21 protein-coding genes are annotated in these 24853 nt (G+C 40.9%); 16 read left to right on the forward strand and 5 right to left on the reverse strand.

Features of this window, described 5'->3' with window-relative positions:
• Positions 1 to 165: 165 nt before the first annotated feature.
• From MUN89_RS05370 to MUN89_RS05395, 6 genes are all read left to right on the forward strand, one after another.
• Positions 166 to 1497, forward strand: coding sequence for an efflux RND transporter periplasmic adaptor subunit (locus MUN89_RS05370; RefSeq protein WP_244712053.1), 1332 nt, complete (start codon positions 166 to 168; stop codon positions 1495 to 1497).
• Complete coding sequence (locus tag MUN89_RS05375) at positions 1498 to 4563, forward strand: efflux RND transporter permease subunit (RefSeq protein ID WP_244712055.1); 3066 nt, start codon at positions 1498 to 1500, stop codon at positions 4561 to 4563.
• A 581-nt stretch (positions 4564 to 5144) separates the two neighbouring features.
• Positions 5145 to 6053 (forward strand): DUF4309 domain-containing protein, encoded by a 909-nt coding sequence (locus MUN89_RS05380; protein WP_244712057.1) that lies wholly within the window; start codon positions 5145 to 5147, stop codon positions 6051 to 6053.
• A 151-nt stretch (positions 6054 to 6204) separates the two neighbouring features.
• Positions 6205 to 7521, forward strand: a complete 1317-nt coding sequence (locus tag MUN89_RS05385; RefSeq protein ID WP_244712059.1) for a copper amine oxidase — start codon at positions 6205 to 6207, stop codon at positions 7519 to 7521.
• Between the two features lie 465 nt (positions 7522 to 7986).
• Positions 7987 to 9000: a class F sortase gene (locus MUN89_RS05390; RefSeq protein WP_244712061.1), complete on the forward strand. Its 1014-nt coding sequence runs from the start codon at positions 7987 to 7989 to the stop codon at positions 8998 to 9000.
• Positions 9001 to 9095: 95 nt separating this feature from the next.
• Positions 9096 to 9323 carry a hypothetical protein gene (locus tag MUN89_RS05395; RefSeq protein ID WP_244712063.1) on the forward strand — a complete coding sequence of 76 codons (228 nt, stop codon included), beginning with the start codon at positions 9096 to 9098 and terminating at the stop codon, positions 9321 to 9323.
• A 20-nt stretch (positions 9324 to 9343) separates the two neighbouring features.
• Here MUN89_RS05395 and MUN89_RS05400 read toward each other — a convergent pair whose 3' ends face one another.
• The 5 genes from MUN89_RS05400 to MUN89_RS05420 form a co-directional block, all read right to left on the reverse strand.
• Positions 9344 to 10345, reverse strand: a complete 1002-nt coding sequence (locus MUN89_RS05400; RefSeq protein WP_244712065.1) for an acyltransferase family protein — start codon at positions 10343 to 10345, stop codon at positions 9344 to 9346.
• A 101-nt stretch (positions 10346 to 10446) separates the two neighbouring features.
• A complete protein-coding gene (locus tag MUN89_RS05405; RefSeq protein WP_244712067.1) occupies positions 10447 to 10692 on the reverse strand; it encodes an acyltransferase in 246 nt (81 codons plus the stop codon).
• A 535-nt stretch (positions 10693 to 11227) separates the two neighbouring features.
• A complete protein-coding gene (locus tag MUN89_RS05410; protein ID WP_244712069.1) occupies positions 11228 to 11632 on the reverse strand; it encodes a VanZ family protein in 405 nt (134 codons plus the stop codon).
• A gap of 184 nt (positions 11633 to 11816) precedes the next feature.
• Complete coding sequence (locus MUN89_RS05415) at positions 11817 to 12182, reverse strand: PilZ domain-containing protein (RefSeq protein ID WP_244712071.1); 366 nt, start codon at positions 12180 to 12182, stop codon at positions 11817 to 11819.
• Between the two features lie 183 nt (positions 12183 to 12365).
• Positions 12366 to 13085 (reverse strand): CBS domain-containing protein, encoded by a 720-nt coding sequence (locus MUN89_RS05420; protein ID WP_244712073.1) that lies wholly within the window; start codon positions 13083 to 13085, stop codon positions 12366 to 12368.
• A 501-nt stretch (positions 13086 to 13586) separates the two neighbouring features.
• Here MUN89_RS05420 and MUN89_RS05425 point away from each other — a divergent pair.
• From MUN89_RS05425 to MUN89_RS05470, 10 genes are all read left to right on the forward strand, one after another.
• Positions 13587 to 13916, forward strand: a complete 330-nt coding sequence (locus MUN89_RS05425; RefSeq protein ID WP_244712074.1) for a helix-turn-helix domain-containing protein — start codon at positions 13587 to 13589, stop codon at positions 13914 to 13916.
• Between the two features lie 408 nt (positions 13917 to 14324).
• Entirely contained in the window at positions 14325 to 15095 is a 771-nt protein-coding gene (locus MUN89_RS05430) for a tyrosine-protein phosphatase (RefSeq protein ID WP_244712076.1), read from the forward strand.
• 150 nt (positions 15096 to 15245) lie between these two features.
• Positions 15246 to 17102: a polysaccharide biosynthesis protein gene (locus MUN89_RS05435; protein WP_244712078.1), complete on the forward strand. Its 1857-nt coding sequence runs from the start codon at positions 15246 to 15248 to the stop codon at positions 17100 to 17102.
• Positions 17103 to 17182: 80 nt separating this feature from the next.
• A complete protein-coding gene (locus MUN89_RS05440; RefSeq protein ID WP_244712080.1) occupies positions 17183 to 18514 on the forward strand; it encodes an O-antigen polymerase in 1332 nt (443 codons plus the stop codon).
• A gap of 5 nt (positions 18515 to 18519) precedes the next feature.
• Positions 18520 to 20040: a lipopolysaccharide biosynthesis protein gene (locus MUN89_RS05445; RefSeq protein WP_244712081.1), complete on the forward strand. Its 1521-nt coding sequence runs from the start codon at positions 18520 to 18522 to the stop codon at positions 20038 to 20040.
• A 20-nt stretch (positions 20041 to 20060) separates the two neighbouring features.
• Positions 20061 to 20996 (forward strand): sulfotransferase family protein, encoded by a 936-nt coding sequence (locus tag MUN89_RS05450; protein ID WP_244712083.1) that lies wholly within the window; start codon positions 20061 to 20063, stop codon positions 20994 to 20996.
• Between the two features lie 15 nt (positions 20997 to 21011).
• Positions 21012 to 21839, forward strand: a complete 828-nt coding sequence (locus tag MUN89_RS05455; RefSeq protein ID WP_244712085.1) for a sulfotransferase domain-containing protein — start codon at positions 21012 to 21014, stop codon at positions 21837 to 21839.
• 28 nt (positions 21840 to 21867) lie between these two features.
• Positions 21868 to 22449, forward strand: coding sequence for an acyltransferase (locus MUN89_RS05460; protein WP_244712087.1), 582 nt, complete (start codon positions 21868 to 21870; stop codon positions 22447 to 22449).
• Positions 22442 to 23671, forward strand: a complete 1230-nt coding sequence (locus MUN89_RS05465) for a glycosyltransferase (RefSeq protein WP_244713585.1) — start codon at positions 22442 to 22444, stop codon at positions 23669 to 23671. Before MUN89_RS05460 ends, MUN89_RS05465 begins: the two co-directional genes overlap by 8 nt.
• Before the next feature lie 18 nt (positions 23672 to 23689).
• Positions 23690 to 24850 (forward strand): glycosyltransferase family 4 protein, encoded by a 1161-nt coding sequence (locus MUN89_RS05470; RefSeq protein WP_244712089.1) that lies wholly within the window; start codon positions 23690 to 23692, stop codon positions 24848 to 24850.
• Positions 24851 to 24853: the final 3 nt, after the last annotated feature.

The following is a 24853-nucleotide window of genomic DNA, read 5'->3' on the forward strand; positions in this document are numbered from 1 at the left end:
CATCGTTTCGTCACACATTTACAGCTTTCCGCACATTGCAATCCTCCCGCGATTTAGTAACATTATTCATAATTATGACTGGTCGGAAATTCCAGAGGAGTAGCTTTGAAGCTCTGATCACAAAATAAAAAGAAAACGTTTACGGATAAGGAGAGGAAGTCCCGCATGAAACGAGTTGTCACCTTTGTCTTCCTGCTAGCTATGTTGGCCGCCTGCTCGAGCAGTAACAATGCAGAGGAGCCGGAGGAACGCATTACCCCTGTCGAGACCGCGCCGATCACGAAAGGGGATTTTGTTGTGAATAGAGAAATTGTCGGCCGCGCGTCCACTGCTGATTCGTCCCCGGTCGTTTCCAAAGTCCCTGGGGAGGTTGTATCGATGAAGGTGTCTAAAGGGGACCGTGTGGAAAAAGGCGATGTCATCGCTGTCGTCGACCCGGGGGATACAAACAGCCAGGTCGAGATGCAGCAGCTCTCGCTGGAACAAGCCCAGAAGCAGCTGGAAAATGCGAAGCTTGCAAAACAGCAGGCCCAGGAAGGCATCGATAACGCCAAAAAGCAGGTCGAAGTAGCCGAGCAGGGCGTCCAGGCGCAGGCGAGCCAGACGGAAGCAGCCGCTAAAGCCGCTTACGATCAGTACAAGCAGGCCAAGGACCTTGCAGAGCAGACGAAAAAACTCGTCGATGAAGGCACGGTGCCAAAAGTGTTGTACGAGCAGGCGCAAAGCCGCGCGGATCAAGCTTATGCCCAGTATAAAAAGCTGAAAGGCCAGGAAAGCCCGCCCTCCTCAACGGTCGCACAGGCTGAAGCTCAGGTGGACGCCGCCCAGCAGCAGCTGGAGCAGGCAGAGGTCGGGGTCGACCAAGCCGAGATCCAGGTCGAGCAGGCACAAGTGCAGCTTAATTCCGCCAAAGACCAATCGGCGAACCAAACGGTAACCGCACCTTCATCAGGAGAAGTGTCGACACTTGAAGCCGGTGAAGGCGATATGGTGACGAACCAGCAGCCGTTTGCGACGATTGTCGGCTTAAATCCGATGACGATTACCGCGATGCTGACGCCGGATCAACTGCATTTGTTTTCAAAAGGAAAAGAAATGGACGTCGATATCGATACGTTGAAGGACAACCGGAAGTCGAAGGTGACCTATGTATCATCCGTGCCGAACGATACCGGCCTTTATCCCGTGGAAGCAACGGTCAATAATGATAAGGAAAAAATTAAGCCGGGCATGATGGCGAAGTTTTTGCTGCCGGAAACAGTCGTGAAGGATACGCTCATCGTTCCAACTGATGCCGTCATTCAAGACGGGGCGAAGCCTTACGTGTATAAAGTCGTCGATGATAAAGCGGTGAAGGTGACGGTCGACGTGCAGGAATCACAGACGGACCGGACGGCTGTGACGGGCGATATTACGACGAAGGATCAAGTCATTACGAGTGGGCAGCTGACGTTAACCGATGGCGGGAAAGTCAGCATTATGAAAGAGGAAGCATAATTGAAGCTCGTCAACTTATCAGTGAAACGTCCCGTCGGCGTCATTATGGTCGTCGCCGCCATTCTTGCCCTCGGGTTCGTGTCGCTGAAAAACTTAACGCTTGATTTGTATCCAGACATAGATCTGCCGATTGCGGTTGTGTCGACGAGCTATGAAGGAGCGGCTCCTCAGGAAGTCGAAAAGCTCGTCAGCCGGCCGATTGAATCGTCCGTTTCAACAATCGAGAATCTGAAGGTGCTGCAGTCGCAGTCCCAGTCAGGTTCTTCGCTCGTACTTATGCAGTTTCAAAATGGTGTCGATCTCGATAGCACGCTCCTGCAGGTTCGGGAAAACATCGACCAGATCGGCGATGCTCTGCCGGAAGGGGCGGGGGACCCGAGCGTACTGCGCTTTGATCCGCAGCAGCTGCCGATCATGACGGTAGGGTTGTCCGGCGATTCTCCGGAAGAGCTTCAGAAGATCGCTGAAAACCGGCTCGTGCCTTATTTTGAACGGCAGGAAGGCGTCGCATCCGTCAGCATTGAAGGCGGCAAGAAGCGTGAGGTGCAGGTCGAGGTTAACCGGGCAAAAATGGCGGAATACGGCCTCAATTCACAGAGCGTCATCCAGGCGTTAAGCTCCTCCAATCAGTCCGCCTCCGCCGGCCAGATCAACAAAGGCCAGAAGGATTTGCAAATCCGCGTCACCGGCGAGTACAAATCGGTCGATGACGTTAAAAAGACGATCCTGCAGTCGGAAAACGGCGCGCGGATTACGCTTGACCAAATCGCCAATGTAAAAGAAACGTACCGGACGACGAATTCGATTGCAGAAGTTGACGGGAAACCGGCTGTCGTTCTGTCATTTTTGAAAAAAACCGATGCGAACACCGTACAGACCGCTAACAATATTTCCAGCGCGATGAAGGATTTTGATGAGCTGCCGAACGGCGTCAGTATGGAAACCGTGCTCGATACGTCGGAGTTTATTAAAATCTCGATCCGCAGTGTATTCTGGAACATCATTCTCGGCGGTGTGTTTTCCATTCTTGTGCTTATGCTGTTTTTACGAAGTGTGCGCGCGACGCTTGTCATCGGACTGTCGATTCCGATTGCGATCATTTCTACGTTTACGCTCATGTATTTTACCGGCGAAACGCTGAACGTTCTGACGATGGGCGGACTTGCGCTCGGAATCGGGATGATGGTCGACAGCTCGATCGTTATTTTAGAAAATATCGTGCTCTACCGCGAGCAGGGCTACTCGATGGTCGAATCGGCCAAAATCGGTGCCAGTGAACTCGCGCCAGCCGTGATTGCATCTGCGACGACGACGCTCGTTGTATTTTTGCCAATCATTTTTACAAACGGGATCGCCTCACAGCTGTTCACGCCGCTCGCGCTCACCATATCGTTTGCGCTGATCGCATCGCTTGCTGTATCGGTGACGCTGATTCCGATGCTGTCCTCAAAGCTCTTAACAAAAGCATTTACAAACAGCGGCCGCCGCTACTGGTTTGACCGCTTTATGGATAAGGTGAATGATGCGTATCGCCGGGCGCTACGCTGGGTGCTCAAATTTAGAAAAACAGCGATAGCGGCGACGCTCGCCTGTATCGCTGGCAGCTGTGCACTGATTCCGACGATCGGCACGGAATTCATCCCGCCGTCGGATCAAGGGCAGATTCAAGTGAGCGTCAATATGCCCGAAGGAACGGCGATTGAAAAAACACAGGAATTCACGAACCGCGTGACGAAGAAAATCGAAGAATACAAAAAGATCATTAAAGTGACCAATTTAAAGGTAGGCGGCGGCCAGTTTGATATCGGCAGCGGCTCGTCTGATTTTGCCTCTTATACGATTCAGCTCGTCGATCCCGGCGACCGTGACGTATCGACTCAGGAAGCCGTCGAAAAACTGGACGATACGCTGAGCGACGTACCGGGTGCCGATATCCAGGTGAGTGAGCTTGACGCCGGGCTCGGAACCGGGGCGCCGATTCAAGTGAAGCTGAACGGGCCGGATTACGAAGTGCTCGAGCAGCTGTCAAGCCAAGTATCGTATATGATTAAAGACGTCGACGGCATCAGCAACCCTTCGTCGTCTACCGATGAAGGACGCCCGGAGATGAACATCAACGTTAACCGCGAAAAGGCAGCGCAGTACGGGCTCAGCTACCAGCAGGTGATCAGCCAGGTGCAGCTCGCGTTTAACGGACAAATCGCTACCCGATACAAGCAGGGCGGCGACGAAATCGACGTCCGGCTGATCCTGCCCGAGGAAGATCGCCAGACGATATCCGATCTCGAAGGCATGTCGGTACAGACGCCGACTGGCAATCTGATCCCGCTCGCAACGATCGCTGATCTCAATCAAGTGCAGGGACCGCAGACGCTGCTCCGGGAAGACCAGCAGCCGCAAGTAAACGTTGAAGCGGAAGTCGTCGGGCGTGACCTCGGCAGCGTCACCGATGACGTGAAGGCCGAGCTCGACCACTTGAATTTTCCTGATGGCTATACGTATGATATCGGCGGCCAGGCCGAGGATATGCGCGATGCGTTCAGCGATTTATCGCTTGCGCTCGTTTTTTCGATCTTTCTTGTCTATGCCGTGATGGCGATCCAGTTTGAGAACTTTCTGTTTCCATTCATTATTATGTTCTCGCTCCCTGCGACCGTAGTCGGTATTACCGGCGGCCTATTTGTAACTAGGCTGCCGTTCAGCCTGCCCGCGTTTGTCGGGATTATTATGCTTGCGGGTATTGTCGTCAACAACGCCATCGTGCTCGTTGATTACATTAATATTCTGCGGCGCAAAGGCTACGACCGCTACGAAGCGATCCTTGATGCGGGACCGAGCCGCCTGCGGCCGATATTGATGACAACGCTCACGACCGTACTCGGCATGGTGCCGCTTGCGATCGGCATCGGCCGCGGCGCAGAAGCCCAGCAGCCACTCGCGATCACGATCATCTTCGGCTTATCAGTATCCAGCTTTTTCACGCTGCTTTTAATTCCAGTCGTCTACACGTATTTCGATGACCTGTCTAATAAGATTACTTCTTTTTTTAGAAAAAGAGTTGATTAAAATGAGCCCTCACCCGTGCTGGTGAGGGCTTTTTTCATTTGAAAAAAATAATTACTCGTTTCTAGGCAAAAACTAATCGGAGGGGATTCAGCGATCGCTGAATAATTCTGCTTTTCGCTGATACATTTCCAGTTCCGCTGAATTAATCTTATTCTCGCTGATAAATTTCATTTTTAGCTGAAAAAATCTCATTTCCGCTGAATTATTTCTCGTTTCGCTGAAAAAATTTTATTCCCGATAGATCATCTTACACTTCGCTATATCATCGCTGAATTTTCCGGATTCTCGCTGAATTAATTTCCGTTTCGGTGAAAAAATCAGATTGTCGCTGAATCATCTATATTTCCGAGGAAATAATCTCATTATCGACGAATACTCTCCATTCCCGCTAAAAGTTCCACCAATCCCCAAGCTTCTTCCACGTTCCGACGCACAGAGCACCCCGCCGTTTCGCCTCTACCTGCAGCGGGTATTTTATTAATAGAAAAGAGTGGTAAGAAATTGGAAAAATGTGAAACCTATTTAAAACTATAACGTCTAATGAGTGTAGTAAGAAAATTTTAAAAATGGGGGTCAATTATATGAACAAAAAAGGATTATTGTTCGGCGTTTTCTCAGCTTCCGTCCTGCTTCTTTCTGCATGCGGCACGAGTATGCAGAACGGGGAGCAGGCTGTGAAGGCTCAGGAAACGAAGCTTGGCGACAAGGCGGAAAAAGCGGCAGACATCGAACTCAAGACGGACGACATCGATGTGGAAGCGATGAGCTATAACAAAGAAGCCGATGCCAATGCAGAGCCGGCTGCAACAAAAACAAAAAATAAGCAGTCCAGCGAACAATTAAAGAAATCCAGTGAAGCGGCCGACAAAAAAGAAAATGCCGTGCAGCAGAAAAAAGGTGTTCCAGCGAAGTCTGACAAGCCGAAGACTGATGTGAAAAAAGAGGAGACAGAGAAGCCGGTCAAGAAGGAAGAACCGAAGCTGCAGACGTCCGACGACTTGCAGCAGTTCACGCCATCTGCCTTTCTGCAGGGCGGTCAGCAGATCGCCCTGCAAGCCGGACAAGGCAAGCTGTATTCCACTGACCTGACCATCGGCATGCCGTGGTCTGAAGTAACGGCGGAGTACGGTGAGCCTGATGAGTCGACGTGGATCGAAGGACCGGTCGAGCGCTACGGCCAAATGTTCCTTGATTCTTCGAAGTCAAATCCGGCTGGCGGCAAGTTTGCCGGTGCCGAGTGGAGAAATACGAACGGCGTTGACGTGCATCCCGGCGATGTTACCCAGGCTCTCGGTCAGCCGGACAAAGTCGAGAACAACGACTTGTGGAAAGGGGTCTTATACATTTATTACTACAATGATTACGTGCTTACGTTTAACTTCAACGGCGATCACGTGATCGACGACGATGTGAACGGCCCTCCAGTCGTGAAAAAAGTGGATCCGAATTCCACGCTGTCGATCATTCGCTTCGATACGAACGATCGGTAGAAGTTGAAATGAAGCGGGCGTCAGGTTTCCCATTCCTGGCACCCGCTTTATTTTTTCCAGAAAAAAGTGATCCAAACGCGTTCTTCTCCCGATAGCTTAGTGAATACAAGTCGTACAATAAAAATTCACGAAAGAGGAGAGGAACCGATCCATGATTAAAAAAGCATTTGCCTTACTGATGACCCTTATGCTGCTCGTGCCGTCGATGGCGATGGCCCACGAAGGAGCCCCGACGAGTAAAACGCCAGCCGCAGACTTGAGAGCGAACTTGAACCAGCTGCTCTCCAACCACTTCGTCTACCAGGTGTTATCGATGACCAAAACGTATGACGGCGCGAAAGACGCAGACGCTGTCAACGAAGCCCTGGAGCGTAACGCCAACGACATCTCGAAAGCCATCGAATCGATCTACGGAAAAGAAGGGGCCGCTCAGTTTGAGAAAATCTTCAATTCCCAGTATGAAGAAAGCCCGGGTCTTGCGGAAGCCGTAAAAAGCGGGGACAAGCAGGCCGAGAAAAAAATGAAACAGCAGCTGCTGCAGGAATTTCCTAAGGAGCTGGGCACGTTCTTAAGTAAAGCAACCGATGGAAAAATGCCAGCCGATAAAGCCGAAGCCGTGCTCCGACAGCATGAGCAGGACGTACAGGATGTATTTTACAACTATGCCAACGGCGACTTTAAAAAAGCGTATCAATCGTTCCGCGAAGGCTTCCACCGCATGTCAGACATCAGCAAAGCCCTGTCCAGCGCGATTGTCACGCAAATGCCGGAAAAATTTGATCACACGAAAGCTGATACAAAAGCTGCCGACCTGCGTGCGAACTTAAACAGCCTTCTTTCTGAACACTTTGCGCTCGCAACGCTAGAAATGCAAAAAGGCTTCGACCAGGCCGTCGACTATGACTTTGTCACGTGGGCCGAAGACCAGCACACTGCCGACTTTAAAGCGGCGATCAACAGCCTTTATGGCCAGAAAGCCGCCGACCAATTTGAAAAACTGTGGCAGCAGGACCACCTCGATGCCCAGTCCAAAGTGTTTATCGCCGGGCTTGAAGATAACATGGACGCCCGCGACAAAGCCGAGATGCGTCTGAAGGACTTTTCCAAAGAAATGGGCATGTTTTTATCGAAAGCAACCGATGGTAAACTGGATGAAGGTGGCGCGCAAAATGCCATCTGGAAACACGAAGCAAGTGTGCTCGAAACCTTCGACAATTACAAAGACGGCGACTACCAGGCCACATATGAATCGTTCGACAAAGGCTTCGCTTATATGTACGGCGTCGGCATGATGCTCAGCGACGCGATCATCCACCAAATGCCGAACGAATTCGAAATGATGCCTTCCGAAATGCCCGATACCGGTCTCGGCGGCACCGATCACCAGCTGTCCACCTGGATCTGGGTAGTCTTCGGATCCCTAGTCGTATTGTCCGGCGGAGCTCTGGCGACAAGAAAACAGCAGTAACGCTGCGGTGCGCCGATTTGCCAGGCTCGCCGAATTTATTGAGCTTTCGCTGAATTATCATGGGAATCGCTGATATAATCTGATTTCCGCTGAATAATCGCAGGAATCGCTGATATAATCTCATTTTCGCTGAATTATCACAAAAGTCGCTGAATGAATTGCGTTTCCGCTGAATTAGCTGAGATCGCTGAATTATCCGCGTTTCCGCCGAATTATTGCAGAAATCGCTGAAAAAATCTCAATTTCGCTCAATTATCTCAGAAATCGCCGGAATAATCTCGATTTCGATGAAATAATGAAAAAGTCGCTGAATGAACCAAAATTACCGCCGGATTCGCGCCAGAACCCGCTGGATCAAACGCCTTTCTGCTCGAATTCTCGGCAAACCCGCTGCATGAATAAGAAGAGAACAAAGCTACCACTCACTGAACAAACGGAAAATTTCGCTGGAAAAGGTGATAGGGGATGAAATGGAAAATTTATTTTACGGTCGTGGGGATCGTAGCGCTCCTGCTCATCGGCTACCAAACCGACATCTGGGCGAAGCTCACCCAGGGCGACACGGAAGTGGAGCACCTGGAGAGCAAGGAGCAGTCCAGCTATTTAAATGCTTCTAAAGCAACGAGAAAGAAGCAGACGAAAGAAGAAAAGCTGGATAAAGAGTTCACGGTCATTAATAAATCTGAAGACATGAACTCGGACAACGTCGAGAAGCAGAAGAAGGACACCGGCATCGTGCCTGCCCATATAAAGATCCCGGCGATCGACGTCGATACGAATGTTCATAAAGTAGGCATCCTCGATAACGGGCAGATGGGGGTTCCGGACGATACCGTTAACGTAGGATGGTTCGAGCCGGGCACGAAGCCTGGCAGCACCGGCAACGCGGTCATTGCCGGCCACGTCGACAGCTACGAAGGGCCCGCCGTCTTCTTTTACTTGAAAAACTTGAAAAAAGGCGACGAAGTCCACGTTACCGGGAAAGAAGGCAAAAAGCTCACGTATGTCGTCAAGGCACTGGAAAGCTACCCGTACGACAACGCTCCCATCAAGGACATCTTCGGCCACACCGATAAAAAACGCCTGAACTTGATTACCTGTACCGGCACCTTTGACCATGACACCGACAACCACCTCGAACGCCTCGTCGTGTTCACGGAGCTCAAAGAACCGAAAGAGGACAAGCAGCAGGCCGAAATTAAAGATGAACAAAACCAGCCGGAGAAACTGAAGGCACCAGATCACGTAGAAGTGAGCGGCACGTTCGTCACCTGGCACGCGGTTCGCGACAAGCAGGTCATCGGCTACCGCGTCTACCGCAGCAAGGACGGCGAGAATTTTGAAAAAGTCGCCAGCGTCTCTTCTTACGAGCGCAAGAATTACACCGATCCCCACGCATCGGAATACACCTATTACGTCACCTCTGTCGATCAAGACGGCAGCGAATCAGACCCTTCAAAAAAAGTGAGTGCGAAATAAATGAAGAGAACCTTCCCTGAGCAGTGGAAGGTTCTCTTTTCATCATGGAAATGAATGTTAAAATTAGTGTATCCCCTTACGAAAAGGAGAGTTCTATGTATAAGAATATCTTTAAGAATGAAATGACAAACCGAGTCATCAATATCATTGGAGCTTTCTTGTTCGGAGCCGTGTGGGATTATTTTAGGTGGCCGGAGTCCAGTCATCTGGTTCTCCTGCTGTTCACTCTTGTCGTCAATATTTGGGTTCTCAGTGCGATTTCCTATGAAGCCTACAAAATTAAGGAATATAAATCCTCTACGTATAATGAAGAGCACCTCTAACGGCAAAAGCCCAGAGGTGCTTATTTTCTTACGCCCATAAACACACGCTCCGTCACCGTAAACGGCTTAAGCAGCCCTTTGGATACGAGGAGGGAAGCGGCGAGACCGATGACGACAAACGTCAGCAGGCCGTAATGGACGTAGTGATATGCGATTATATTGAGCGGCACGTGCAAGTACATTATCGTCAGCGAAGCGGATCCGAGCGTGACGAGAATGCCGTGGTCATCGAGCTTGCTGATGGCTTTGCTTAGCGTGAGGACAAACAGCGAAAACACGATCGGAACGATTAAATCGGCGCCAAACGTATGATAGATGTTGTATTTTAAATCAAGCTCATAATTAAACCTGCCGTGAATGTTATCCAGCACCATCGCCAGGCAAATCAGGCCGAGAACGATGCTGTGCTTCGCCTGCAGTTTATTAATGAAGGAGCGGCCGTAGTAGCCAAATCCGACGTAAGCCATCGCAATCAGGCTCACATCGACATTGAACGGCATCGGTACACCTGACTTTCCAAACCACGCCGATTCTGCAAAAGAGAAGATGTAAAAAATCGCCAGCAGACCGATCACGTAGCGGTCTTTTTTCACTTTCATCACTAAAAACGCAAAAAACACCTGGGCAAAAAATAAGCACGTAATGAACCAGAACGGGGCATACAGCCCACTTAACAACTGGCCGCCGTACAGCAGTTTCGCTAGATCCTTCGCCATAAAGAAAAGCGAGTGTTCCCCTGCTTCTATGATATACCGCACGCCTGTAATCACAAACAAAAAGGAAAAATAGGGAACGAGCAGGCGGTAGGCACGTTTTTTCGTAAATTGAAGAAACGACTCCCAATTCTCCGGCTTCTTCAGCAAGTACCCGCTGATAATAAAAAAAGCAGGCATATGAAACCAGTATAAATATTGATCAATAGCAGGCGGATCATCCACCGTACCGTAATGTCCCATCATGACACAGATGATCAGGATCCCTTTGGCAATATCGAGCCAATCCTGTCGTTTTGTCGAATCCATCGCAGCCACTCCTATAGCAATCCAATGAAAAAAGCCTAGATCAGCGTGGATCCAGACTTTTCGATAGTGTAACGGGTATATTCGATTTTCTCAAGGGAGAATCAAACTACGTCCCAGGTCTCAGAGTTTTGTTTATGAATTGAAAACGCCTGGGGCACGTGGAATTTAGCAGGATTACTAGGCTCAAAGACTTGTAGAAATTGGCAGTTGGAACAGGCTCTGCCGATCGTCTTGTGGGTAACAGGATGAGAATAATAGACTTCATCGAAGCTGCAGACGCTGCATTCGATGACATGAAGCACGTAGCGTGGACCGAGAGTCAGGTCGAGAAAGCGCTCAAAGTTCATATAATCTCCCTCCTTGTGAATGGAGTGTAGCATAGGAGGGGGAGAAAGTTGTTGAAAAGTGGAAGTGGTAGACCGCAAGTTTCGCAAGGGGTAAAATTTAATGAACCTACTAGAAGTAATGTTCAAGTTGAAGTAAATAAAGATTGATTAATCATATACAAAATAAAAAAGGCTCATGGAAAACATGAGCCAAATAACAAATTAGTTACCTTAAATTGGTTGTTTCAGCAGAAAAAAGAAATGGAAAGGTAAAGTAGTTAGCTTCTAACTAAAGAAAGCGATTATAGTTGCTCTATAACCTTCTCTTTAATCTGAAGAAATTCTAATTACTCCGGAGTGGTGTTACTAATGATATTAAAAAGGATGATTTGTTGGGTGAAAGGTTATCACAAATTTGATTACTATACTGAAAGATGTGTAAGGTGTGGAAAAGCAAGAACGGGTAACAGACGTCGTCAGTAGTAACTTTCACAAAAAAGCTTGAGCACTAATTGCTTTAATCTATTCAGCATTATAAAAAGGAAGGAATAGTTCTTCAGTTCCTTCCTTTAATTATTGTAGAGTAAAAGTAGGATAACTTGTAACCAGCCCACGTTCCCGCTGTATTCAATATCACATCATCAATATCAGTCATTCTTGCAGGCTGCATGGTTTGAATGCACTCTACTGTAACTGATAATAGCAGCCCGGCAGTCACTACCTGAGCCATTCGGTTCCTCTTTGGAAAACGTAGAGGATAGAAAAATCCAAAAGGGACAAATAGAATGATATTGCCAAAAAAGTTGTACAAAAAATCACCGAAGGGTTTTTGTGTTAGTAATTCCCATATCTCTGCAAATGGTAGAAAATTTGGCTGTGCTACTACATAACTGTGGTTAGGAAAAATGGTTAAAGCGAAAATGAACAAGACTGAAATAGAATAATCAACAGAATACTTCATTAGGTCACTCCTGGAAATAGTTCACTCTATTGTACAGGACTGGCGGATAATTTGGATAGTTATTGGTTTTATAAGCTTTAGAGTTTAGTGTGTTAGTTCATAATTCCCTTAGAAAGTCTTACAAATAATTCATGGATGTTTACCCCACTAAAAAAGCTTGAGCACCAATCGCTCAAGCTTTTCCTTATCCAACCACCTCGGCTGAACCCTTCCGTTTACTTTCCTTATAGAGACCCCGCAGCCGCTCACGCAGACGTTCAGGAGAACAGCTTACATACATGCCGCACGTCATCCGGCCGTTCTCCTCCTGCTTCCAAATCACGCGGCCTTCCGCTGTGAACGTCTCTGAATCGAGGATAAAGGACACGAACACTTCGTCTTCCAAGAATAACCCCGGGTGAGCCTCGCTCGAGAAGCGGAGACCGTTTAAGCTCATATCAACGATTTGCAAAGGACCTGACACATGTCGGCTAAACTTTTTGTTGTAGTAACCATGGAGGGGGGCATCAAACGAATAGCGGAATGGTTCGTTCCTTCTTTCCTTCACCATACTCGTTCTCCTTTGCCAAAATAAGTTATCTTAATCATATACCTACCATAGTCCTAGTTCAATATCCAATCGGCGATTTTTCCGTTTTTTTATAAAATTCTTCCAGTTTTTAAATTGTGAGCTGTCGTAAGGTGTAAAATGCTGTCGCTAAGCCTGAAATGAAGGTATATTCAAGACTTTGTTTCACTCATCCACCGGCCGGCGATCCACTTTTATCAAGTCCCACGTCGTCACAATCCCAAGCGGCTTTTCATTCGGATCCCCGGTCTCCGTTAAAATCACAGCTTTCAGCTTCCTTTCTGCCTCAAGACTTGTTTCAAACATTTCCTCTAACGCAAACACGGTGCTCCTCGCTGCTAAAAACTCCACAACTAAATCCTTTTCCGCATGCAGCACGTCACGGGCTGTGACTCCACTGACCGTCGCATGACCATCGTCCATTGCCTCCGACAGCCAGCGGACAATCCCTTCATTCGTCAGCAGTCCCATAAACGTGTGTGAATCATCATAGATGGGAAACTGGGAAATCCCGTACTTGCAAAACGCTTCGACAATTTTCGTGAGTTCCGTTTCTTCCTTATAAAAGAGCACCGGTTTCGTTGAAAACGCAATCGCTTCCGGAGGCTGTTCAAGCGTACGCTGGATCAGTTCCATCTTTTCCACGACTTCTTCATGAGGAGTGGCTATATAATAATCATCACGGATCCGCTCGTGCACAATAGCATTTCTAAGCTTCGCATACTGCTTCAATTCGTCGAAATGAACACGAATGACGCTGTTCTTAAGCTTCGATCGCTGCAAGAGCTCAACAAAGTTATCATTCTTCGGGAAGCCATTGAATTCCTTTAGCCGCTGGTGGATCTGGTTAAAGACGATCTCAAACCGTTCCACTAAATCATTCATCAAAAACTCACCTGCTTTATTCTCTTTTCTTCTAGTATAGCTAAACCAGCCGCAACTCACACTTCCTAACGCCTATTAATATGAGAAGGAATCTCAATTGTCCTATTTACTTTTTCCTCTACTTCAGATAATATTTTGAAGTATAGGAAAAATGTCGAAAAATAAACGACCTTCTTTAGTTTCTCATCTACACGCCGATACTAAAGCGTAGGGGAAGCTGTACTCCAATTTCACACCTCTAAGACGAAGACGATCAATAGAAAGAAAGGAGTTAGAACTATCTATCTGAGTACATAGAGATCGCACTTCCAAAAACCGTAGCTGCCCCAAAAAACAAGAGCCATACTTTTGAACTAATTTATTTCTAATAAAAGGTAATTAATGATTATTCATGCATTGAACAAAGCAAGACAGCTAGGTCTCAGTTCGGATTTTCGTGCTTTAAATAGAACGATTGATATAAATATGCTATACTCATATCATAAGAAAGTAGGTGTTACTATGATCGGTGACCGCATTCAAAAGATCCGCAAAGACCGACATATGTCGCTATCAGAGCTCGCTGAAAGAGCGGGGGTAGCTAAATCCTATTTGAGCTCCATTGAGCGTAATATCCAATCGAATCCTTCGATTCAGTTCCTGGAGAAAATCGCAAAAGAGCTTGATGTATCCATGAATTATCTGCTTCACGGGGATAATGTGGAGATCGAAGGTGCCCTTGATGATGACTGGCTTGAGCTTGTCCAGCAAGCGATGAATTCAGGCGTATCGAAGGAACAGTTCCGGGAGTTTCTAGAGTTCAACAAGTGGCGAATACATCAGAATAAATGAACTGCCCATCCTGCTGAACTCCAGCAGGATTTTTTATCATAATAAAGAATAATTTTACAAAAGTTTAACCCTTACGAACCAGGTAATATATATGAATTCATAACAATAGATATACACAAGTATTAACAATGTAAATGACAGTAAATGTAAACTATTATTAATTTTATGAAAATTCATTATCTCCTGACAAAAGAACTACAGCATTTTCCATAAAAATAATGCGGATGAAACCCCCATAAACCAACACTTTCTATTAATTTCGTGTAAATTTAGCAAAAAAAACCAATAAAGACTCTTCAATTGACATAATAAACCTGTTATACTAAGAACTATTGAAATTACGTTCGCGTTAATGTACGAAAGTAACCAAATAAAAGTTTCCTTGTTAAATAGAAAGGAGCAGGACTTTTGATTGATATACACAGTCACATCCTCCCTGGCGTGGATGACGGTGCGCAAACAACCGAAGACAGCCTCGACATGGCTAGAGCTGCTGTGGAAGACGGCATACATACAATTATCGCAACGCCTCATCACCGTAATGGGAAATATGATAACTATAAAACTGATATCCTTACCAGAGTGAAAGAATTTAATCAGCAGCTAGAGAACCACAACATCCCGCTCACCGTCCTGCCAGGTCAGGAAACACGTATTCAAGGGGATATGATCGAAGGACTAGAGCATAACAAAATCCTTCCTATTAATGAAGACAGCGGTTATGTTTTTGTCGAATTTCCCTCTGATCATGTGCCGAGATACTCTAAAAGACTCCTATTCGATATCCAGGTCGCCGGATACAAACCAGTCATCGTTCACCCCGAGCGAAATTCAACTATAATCCAACATCCAAACATTCTATTTGAAATGGTCGAAAAAGGATCGCTTACGCAAATTACTGCTGCCAGTCTAGTCGGTAAATTTGGTAAAAAGATTAAGAGGTTTACCCATCAATTAATTGAAGCGAACCTGACCCACCTGATTGCATCGGATGCTCATAACACAACAACGAGAGGCTTTTGTATGAAGGATGCATTCGCGGAACTAGAGGAAAACTATGGGTCGTCCATGGTTTATTTATTTGCGGAAAATGCGGGTTATCTAGTTAACGGTGAGGTGGTAGTCTCTGAATCTCCTTTAGAAATAAAAAAGAAAAAGTTTTTAGGGGTGTTTGGATAATGGCAGAGAAAGTAAAGTTATCAAAAACATATAACAAAACAATCCGTTAAATTAAGTACCATGCACATGAGAGTAAGCTTTATGATATCAAAAAAGCAAATTAAAGTGTAATAACACAAAGAAACAACTGTAAAGGAGCTGGTGGAGAATATGACAACTGCTTTCAGAAGAAGATTGTTATTGTTAATGTTGATTGACTCAATAATCGTTTCCTTTTCCATTTATATGTCTCATTACTTCTTAAATCCATATGTAACTGATTTCAATGGCATGATAATTGCTTCATCCATAACGCTTTTACTTACTCACCATGTTTTTTCTAGTGTTTCGGGGATGTACCGCAGAAAATGGCGTTATGCAAGTATGGAAGAATTAATCGGTATCATTACTGTAGTTACGATGTCTATAGCATCTGCAGCCTTAATTCAACTTGTAGGGTTTGGAAGTATTTATGAACGAGCCTTAATTATAGCATGGATGCTTCATATCGTACTAATTGGTGGTGTCCGTTTTACATGGAAATATTATAAAACTTACGGGTTCACCTTTAATCCGAAAGGTAAGAAAGCTAAATTAGTTAAAGATAACCCAGACACCAAAAGAACCCTAATTATTGGAGCTGGATCTGCTGGACAAATGTTAGCCCGTCAAATGAAAAATCAATATGAAACTAATACTGACTTGGTTGGTTTCATTGACGATGATTTTACTATGCATCATTTAACGATAAGTGGACTTCCCGTTTTAGGAAACATTAAGAACTTAAAACACATCGTAGACCTACATAACGTAAACCATATAGTGATTGCAATGCCTTCGATTGAAAAAGCCCGAGCAAAAGAAGTCATTTTAGAAGCTCAAAAAGTAACTAAAAACGTTCAAACCTTACCAATGATTGAAGACATTGCGTTAGGAAATGTTTCCGTAAAACACATTCGGGACGTATCCATTGAAGATCTTTTAGGGCGTGAGCCAGTAGAACTTGATATTAATTCAATCTCAAGTGAAATTCAAGGTAATACGGTTCTTGTAACAGGAGCTGGTGGATCAATTGGTTCTGAAATATGCCGCCAGCTGGTCAATTTCTCTCCGGACCGTCTCGTATTAGTAGGTCATGGAGAAAACAGCATTTATACTATTCATATGGAATTATTACAACTAAACATAAAGACGGAACTTATTCCAGTCATAGCTGATGTACAAGACCGTGGTCGCATGTTCCAAATAATGAACGATTTTCAACCAACATATGTGTACCATGCTGCAGCACATAAACATGTGCCTTTAATGGAAGCGAACCCTAAGGAAGCTGTAAAGAATAACATCATAGGTACAAAGAATGTTTCGGAGGCTGCTAACGATTCTGGAGTTAAAACGTTCGTTTTAGTATCGACTGATAAGGCTGTCAATCCCCCTAATGTTATGGGATCGACCAAACGAATTGCTGAAATGGTAATTCAGTCATTGAACAAAGAAAGTAAAACAAAGTTTGTTGCTGTACGGTTTGGAAATGTACTTGGTAGTCGAGGGAGTGTAATTCCTTTATTCAAAAAACAAATCGCAAACGGTGGACCAGTTACAGTCACGCATCCTGAAATGACACGTTACTTTATGACAATTCCAGAAGCATCTAGGCTAGTACTCCAAGCCGGAGCATTAGCACATGGTGGGGAAATCTTTGTTCTTGATATGGGGGAACCTGTTAAAATTGTTGACTTAGCCCGTAATTTGATTCATTTATCTGGATTTACAGATGATGATATTTCAATTAGGTTTAGTGGTGTTCGTCCTGGTGAAAAGATGTTTGAAGAACTATTAAAAGAAGGTGAAGTTCACAGTGAACCTATATTCCCAAAAATTTTCATTGGTAAACAATTGTTTTTTGAGGAAAAGAGTATTAATCCGTTACTCCAAGAATTTGAAAACCTAAATACAGAATTTGTAAAAGAAATGGTTGTTAATATTGCTAATAATAATTCAGTTAGTTTATATTCAGTAGAAAAATAATACTAAGTTAATAATATTTTAAATTAGTGAAATTACGAAAGGACTTATTTATGAAGATATTCAAAGTGAAGGTGTTTTAGATGGGAGACTATCAATTTGAAAGAACCTATTTTTATAACTTTATTGTATTAATTCTATTAATAGTCATAACTGGAGTTTTTATATTATTTACTTCTTCCGTAATTATAGATATATGTAGTTTAATCTTTTTAGTATTTTCTTCAATTATTGTAATTAAATTTGATATAATGCACCCATATACATGGTATCTCCCATTCTTTTTGCTTTATTCAATATCACAGCCACTTTTGGTTATTTTAGGTTGGTCTATATATAATGAAGAAATAATGAATTCAGCATTGATAATGCAGTGGGTAGCGATGAGTGTATTTATTATTGTTATTACTCCTAAAAAAAGAAAATATAATCTCAATAAATATAATGAAAAAATAAGAAAAGCACATAACCTTATCCCAATTACAAAAATAGTGTACACAATTTCATTAATAATGATTTCTTTTTATTTAATTTCTATTATCGGGAGTGGTGCAAAAGTAAAAGTAGATATTACTCAAGGCGTAGCGTCTAATAATCTAAATTCTTTTGCTTCATTAGCTTACATGAGCTTTGGTTTATTATATTCTTATGAGTTAATTAAAAATAATAAAATTCCTAAGATGCTTACGATAATTACTGTGGCATGGACATTGGTTACTTTTCTAATCAGTGGGGAAAGAGATATATTATTAAAATTCATTTGGTGTATATCTTTACTTTACTTCTTGGTTCAAAGCATATCTAAATATAAAATCGTAATAATGGGTTTTTTGGGAGTATCAATCATTCCTATATTGCAGAATTTTAAAAATTTCGGTTTAACGGGTGAGACTAGAGGTTTTTCAAGTAGTAGTTTTATTATTGATTTCTTAAGATCAGAGTTTAATTCTGCTGGGGATAATTTAAACCTTGTTATTAGTAATTTTAATTGGGACAATTTTTTGTTAGGCCGTAGTTTAATCTGGGACTTTAAAAGAGTATTTTTTTACATGGGTGAATCTACCACTCAGTGGTTTAATGAAACCTTTTATCTCGATAGTGTACATGGACAGGGATTTACAATTGTAGGAGAGGGATATGTTAATTTAGGTGTGATAGGTGTCATAATTTGGTTTCTAATTATTTCTTTCATAGTTAGAGTTCTTTATTTAAACAGCACCCTTAACATAATTTGGTTGAATATATATATTTTATCAATGCCTATGTTTATTTACGTGACTAGGGCAGATTTTGCAAACTTATTATCCGGTGTTTTTAAGCAAATAATTCTACCTTTAGTAGTTCTGTATTTAGTTAAAATAATATTAGAGAGAAGAAGAGGGTTCTACAAATACAGTAGGGTTCTTGAGGAGTAAGTCTTATGAAAATAAAAAAAGAAGAAAACATCAAGCAAAATTCAGGAAATAAAAAAACTGTTAGTGGATTAGTCTGGATGTTCTCTGGGTCAAGTGTCCAAATATTTCTTCAGTTTCTTGTGAATATATTTTTAGCAAGACTTTTAACTCCCTCAGAATTTGGGATTGCTGGTATGGCTACAATTGTTATATCATTTTCAACTATAGTTTCTATGGTTGGGGTTGGTCAGGCACTAATACAAAGAAAAGTTTTGAATGATGCCCACATTAATACTGCTTTTACTATATCAATTGTAATTAATACTATTCTTGCAGTGGGAATATTTTTCTTTTCAAATTCAATAGCAACTTTTTTTGATACCCCGAAATTAGGAAATGTGTTAGAAATTTTGTCTGTAACTTTCGTAATACAAGGGGTTTCTACGGTTGCCGAATCTTTGCTACAGAGGAAATTGGAGTTTAAATTAATTGCTAAAATACAAATGGCCTCATTTTTAGTATATGGTTTTTCGGGCTTATTGTTAGCAGCATTTTCGTATGGCTATTGGTCGTTAGTTTTGGCAAGTGTATTACAAATAACTTTTAAAAGCCTTATTTCAATCATTAAACAGCCACATTCAAAAAAAATAAAAATAAATATTTCTGCATTAAAAGAGTTGTTGTATTTTGGTGGTGGTCTATCATTAGCAAAGTTGAGTAATCAAATAGCGTTGCAAGGAGATAATCTAATAGTTGGTAGATTCCTAGGAGCGGGGGCACTTGGTTTATACGGAAGAGCGTATCAATTGATGGTAATGCCTGCAAATTTATTTGGCCAAGTACTAAATAAAGTTTTATTCCCGTCAATGTCAAAGCTACAATCTGATAATGACAGATTGAAAGGGATATATGAAAAAGGTATTTCTGTGATTTCAATTCTAGTTTTACCATTAACAGTAGTATTTATTGTACTAGCCAAAGAAATCATATTGGTTTTATTTGGAGAAAAATGGGTCTCGTTAGAAGGGCCCTTCATTGTACTTTCAATGGGGATGCTCTTTAGATCAAGTTATAAAATAAGTGACTCATTAGCAAAGGCTAAAGGAGCAGTATACAAAAGGGCATGGAGACAGATTATTTATGCAACCTGTATTATTTTCGGTGCTTATATAGGTAGTCACTGGGGTATCCTGGGTGTAAGCATTGGTGTTTTAATCGCACTTAAAATTAATTATTTTATGATGGCACACCTTTGTATAAAAATAGTGAAATATAAGTGGAGGTCATTTTTACTTGCTCACTTACCTTCAGTAGTACTTTCAACCTTAGTGTACGTAGAGATTAATATTATGACAGATTTATTTAGAGAACATTTTTCTTCTATATTAACTTTAGTCTTCTCATTAATTGTAACTCTAATTTGGTATCTATTTATATTAATTTTAAATCCATTAGGAATGTTTTCATTATATAAAGACACTGCCATACAGTTTCTATCAGTTTTTAATAAGCAAACCAAAAGACTAAATTTAAGTAAAGTTAAATAATGTTTGAGAGGATCCTTTTTATGAAAAATACAAATCTCCCGATTTTCATAGGTGGTTGTGGTAGAAGTGGAACTACACTGCTTGGCTCTATGTTAGGAGCACATAAAGATTGTTTATGTATACCAGAATCACAATTTAAAACTGATATGATAAATGAATTTGATAAAAATAATATTAATGAACTCGTTATTTCTATAAAAAACAATGTCAGATTTAGATTGTGGAATTTAGACATTAATACAATTTCGATTGAAAACATTAACAGTTATGGTGATGTTCTAGAGTTCTTTATTAATGAATATTCAAAAAAAGTTAGTAGAAGTAACTTCAAAATGTGGATAGATCATACCCCTAATAATTTAGAATATGTCAAACAACTTAAAGAAATATATCCACAGGCCAAGTTTATACATTTAGTCAGAGATGGCCGGGGTGTAGCATCTTCAATCATACCTCTTGATTGGGGACCAAATACTGTTAAAAGCGCTGCTAATTTATGGAAAACAAAGCTATCTTATGGTCTGGCAGCTGAACAGTTTGTAAATAAAGATGACATTTTCAGAGTGAAATATGAAGAACTTGTGATAGATCCAGAAAAAACGTTAAAAGAGATTTGTGAATTTTTAGGGATTGTGTTTCAGAAATCAATGATTGATGGAAATGGATTTTCGCCACCTAAATATACAACAAAACAACATGATTTGGTAGGTACAAAACCCAATAAAAGTAGAACCGAAGCGTGGAAACATAAATTAGATAGTAGAGAGATAGAGATTTTTGAATGTTTAACAGCAGATCTACTTGAGTGTATGGGTTATTCAAGGTTATACGAAGGAAGTTATAGTGATATTAATAGAAGAGAACTTATATTTTTAAATATAAAAGAGTTAAGCAGATATTTTTATAATAGAATACATTATCAAATTAGACGAAATAAAAATATTAAAATTAATTAAGGATTTAGGTGATGAATGTTGAATTTAAGTGAGGTTATTAAAAGGTTAAAATTCCCATATAGATTAATTACTTCTAAACAAAGAATGCTACCTAACTTCTTAATTGTAGGGGTTCAAAAAGGAGGAACAACTTCTTTATACAATTATCTTGTCCAGCATCCACAAGTGATGTCGTCAAATAGAAAAGAAGTACATTATTTTGACAATAATTTTTCAAAAGGAGAATCTTGGTATAAAGCCCATTTTCCAACATGTGATAAATCTGGCAACGTTATAACTGGCGATGCTAGCCCTTATTACTTTTATCACCCTTTAGTTCCACAAAGAGTTTACGAAAGTTCACCCGATATGAAGATTATAGTGTTATTAAGAGATCCTATAAAAAGGGCTTATTCTCATTATAATCATAATATTAAAAATGGAAGAGAAGATAGGCCCTTTGAAAAGGCAATTAATGATGAACAATCAATCATAGAAAGTGAAGAAAAAAAGCTACTAAAGAATAGAAAAAGCTCAAGTTACTTTCATCAACATTATTCTTACCTTTCTCGCGGACTTTATTACGAACAATTAAAAAGGTGGCTTGAATTTTTTCCGGAAGAGCAAATTTGTGTGTTAAATAGTGAAGAATTTTACAATTCTCCCTCTACAAGCTTTAATCAAGTAACTGACTTCTTAGAAATTGACAATTGGGAACCTAAAGAATTTAAGGTTTTTAATAAAGGGAATAATTATGAAGAAATTCCAAGTGAAATATTTAATAGATTGAAAGATTACTACACAATTCCTAATACACAATTATTTAAATTAATTTCAAAAGACTATGAATGGGATTTACGATAGTTTTATTACATTAAAAGGGGGAGATTATATGATAGACACAGGACGTAGTAAGTTTATAAAATATCAGTGGTTATTGAATATCTTATATTCTTTATCTTTGATTTTCCCTAAGAAATCCCTAGAGTATTCTTGGAGATTATTAGATTTGTGTCCTGGAATAGTTGGTGTAGGATTCAGATACATCATAATTAAAAGATTAACTAGTAAATGTGGCCATAATATTTATGTGGGTCCTTTTGTGGAAGTGAAAAATTGGGGGAATATTGAAATAGGGGATAATGTAAGTATCCATAACAATTGTTATATCGATGGTTATGGCGGATTAACTATAGGTGATAATACTTCTATTGCACATAACTCATCAATATTAACTTTTGAACACAGTTGGTCTAATTCAGATATTCCTATTAAATACAATGCTTTAACTAAATCTCAAGTCCTTATCGAAGAGGATGTTTGGGTAGGTTGTGGAGTCAGAATCTTAGCAGGTAGTAATATAGAAACTCGCTCTATAGTTGCAGCTGGAGCGGTAATAAATTCAAAAGTAGAGTCTCAAACCATTGTAGGAGGAGTACCTGCTAAAAAGATTAAAGATATTAGTGATGGATAAAGGTGGAGATAGATTGAAAGCGATTTTTGTTCATGACCATAAATTTATAATTGACGAAAAAGATAATTTTTATTCTTATGGAAAACTAACCTCCCAAAGTTGGAAAAGGTATCTAGATGTGTTTAATGAACTTTCAGTTGTGGCTAGGGCCAGAAATTTGAATAATGATGATGAAATTCAAAAGTTATCTAATTCAAATAGGGAAGGAGTTAGGTTTATTCCTTTAGAATCTATTTCTAGTGTTAAGGGATTAATATTTGATAGAAAAAAGATCAAAAAGGAGCTTACGGAAATAATAAATGAAACAGATGTTATTATTGCAAGAGTCCCGAGCATGTTTGGTAGGCTAGCAATTTCTATAGCTAAAGACTTAGGTAAACCATATGCTGTAGAAGTTGTTGCAGATGCATGGGATGAGCTATGGAATTATGGGAATGTGAAAGGTAAACTTTTTGCACCAATTTCTTATTTTAGTACTCGAAAGTCAATTAATAATGCTCCTTTCGCAATCTATGTGACTAAAAATTTTTTACAAACCAGATACCCTAATCGAGGGTATTCTACGAATGCATCAAATGTGGAATTAGCTGACACTGATGAGAGAATCCTTAATAGAAGACTTGAAAAAATTAAAAAAACAAATAATGAAATTAGTTTAGGGCTAATTGGTTCTCTATCTTCTGGATATAAAGGAATAGATACAGCAATAAAAGCTTTAAGTGAGATAGGAGACAAAATCAATTTTAAATTGCACATTTTGGGTGATGGAAATCCTGCCAGGTGGAGAAAAATGGCTGTTAAACATGGAGTATCGGATAGAATCATTTTCGATGGTACATTACCGAAAAATGATGTATTCCAATGGTTAGATAAAGTTGATATCTATATTCACCCAAGTAGACAAGAAGGTCTTCCAAGAGCTGTAATTGAAGCTATGAGTAGAGGGTGTCCAGTTATAGCATCGACTACCGCTGGAATTCCAGAATTGATAAAAAATGAGTACCTTCATAAACCTAAAAATCATAAAAAATTATCAAAGTTATTAGAACTTTTCACTAATAATAAAAATATATTATCAGAGCAAGCCAAAATTAACTTTAGAGAGGCAAATAAATATAGGTCGAAATTAATTGAGGAAAAAAGATACAATTTTTGGAGTGAATTTAGAAAATATTCTCAGGGTGTCATAGACGAAAGAAAGCTCAATGGAATAGGCAAATAATTAGTATGGAGGTTACTAATGACAAGAAAAATTTTACATGTTGCGACAATTGATTTCACAATTAGTAAAATGCTACTTGATAAAATGAAAGAATTAGAAAAATTCGAGTATGAAGTAGAATTTATGTCTGATACTACTAAATTCATGTCAGATAATACTAATTATTTGGAGACAATAAAGAATGCTGGATTTAAACATCATGCTCTAGAAATGAAGAGAACTATCTCCCCTTTTAATGATATTTTAAGTGTTTATAGAATGTATAAATTTTTTAAATCAAATTCTTTTGAAATCATACATACTCATACCGCCAAAGCTGGTTTTATAGGTAGAGTGTCTGCTTGGCTAGCTAAGCAACCAATAATTGTACATACTAGTCATGGATTGCCTTTTTATGAGGGCCAATCTAAAATTAAAAATGTACTTTACAGATTTTTGGAGAAAATGTGTAGTAAATTATCCAAGGGGTATTTCTCTCAAAATTATGAAGATCTTGAAATTATTAAAAAGTTTGTACCTAAACATATTATTACAGGTTATGAAGGGAATGGAATTCCTCTAAAAAAACTAGATGAACAAGATTGTTTAACCAATATTGAAATAGAGAAGTTTAAAAAAATTTTGGGTATTCCTCAGGATTATTTCGTCTTTTTTATGGGGGCAAGGTTTGAATCGGTTAAGAACCACGTAATGTTAATAAAAAGCTTACTAAATTTAAAAAACAGTAAAATTAAAATAATTTTTGCAGGGAATGGGCCGTTGTTCGAAAGGATAAAAAATTATTCAAAGCACTTAGGGGTCTCAAATTATTTATTATTTTTGGGTTACAGAGAGGATATCCCCAATCTTATTCAAATCTCAGATGCTGTAATTTTAACATCTGAAAAGGAGGGATTACCAAGAATTTTAATGGAGTCGATGGCTTTTCGAAAACCCATATTAGCTACTGATGTTTTAGGGACTAGAGAATTAGTAGAAGATTATGCAACTGGTGAGTTGGTAGAATTAAACGACTATAATAATCTAACAAAAAAAATAGAAAATTGGTCTTCTTTAGAATTTGTTGAACAATTAAATAGATATGGAGAAAATGGAAGGAAAAGATTAGAAGAATATTTTACTGAAGCTAAAGTAGCAGAGCGTATCGACAATTTATATAAGGAAATAATGAAAGGGTGATAG

The organism is Halobacillus salinarum (assembly GCF_022919095.1).
Taxonomy (GTDB): Bacteria; Bacillota; Bacilli; order Bacillales; family Halobacillaceae; genus Halobacillus_B; species Halobacillus_B salinarum.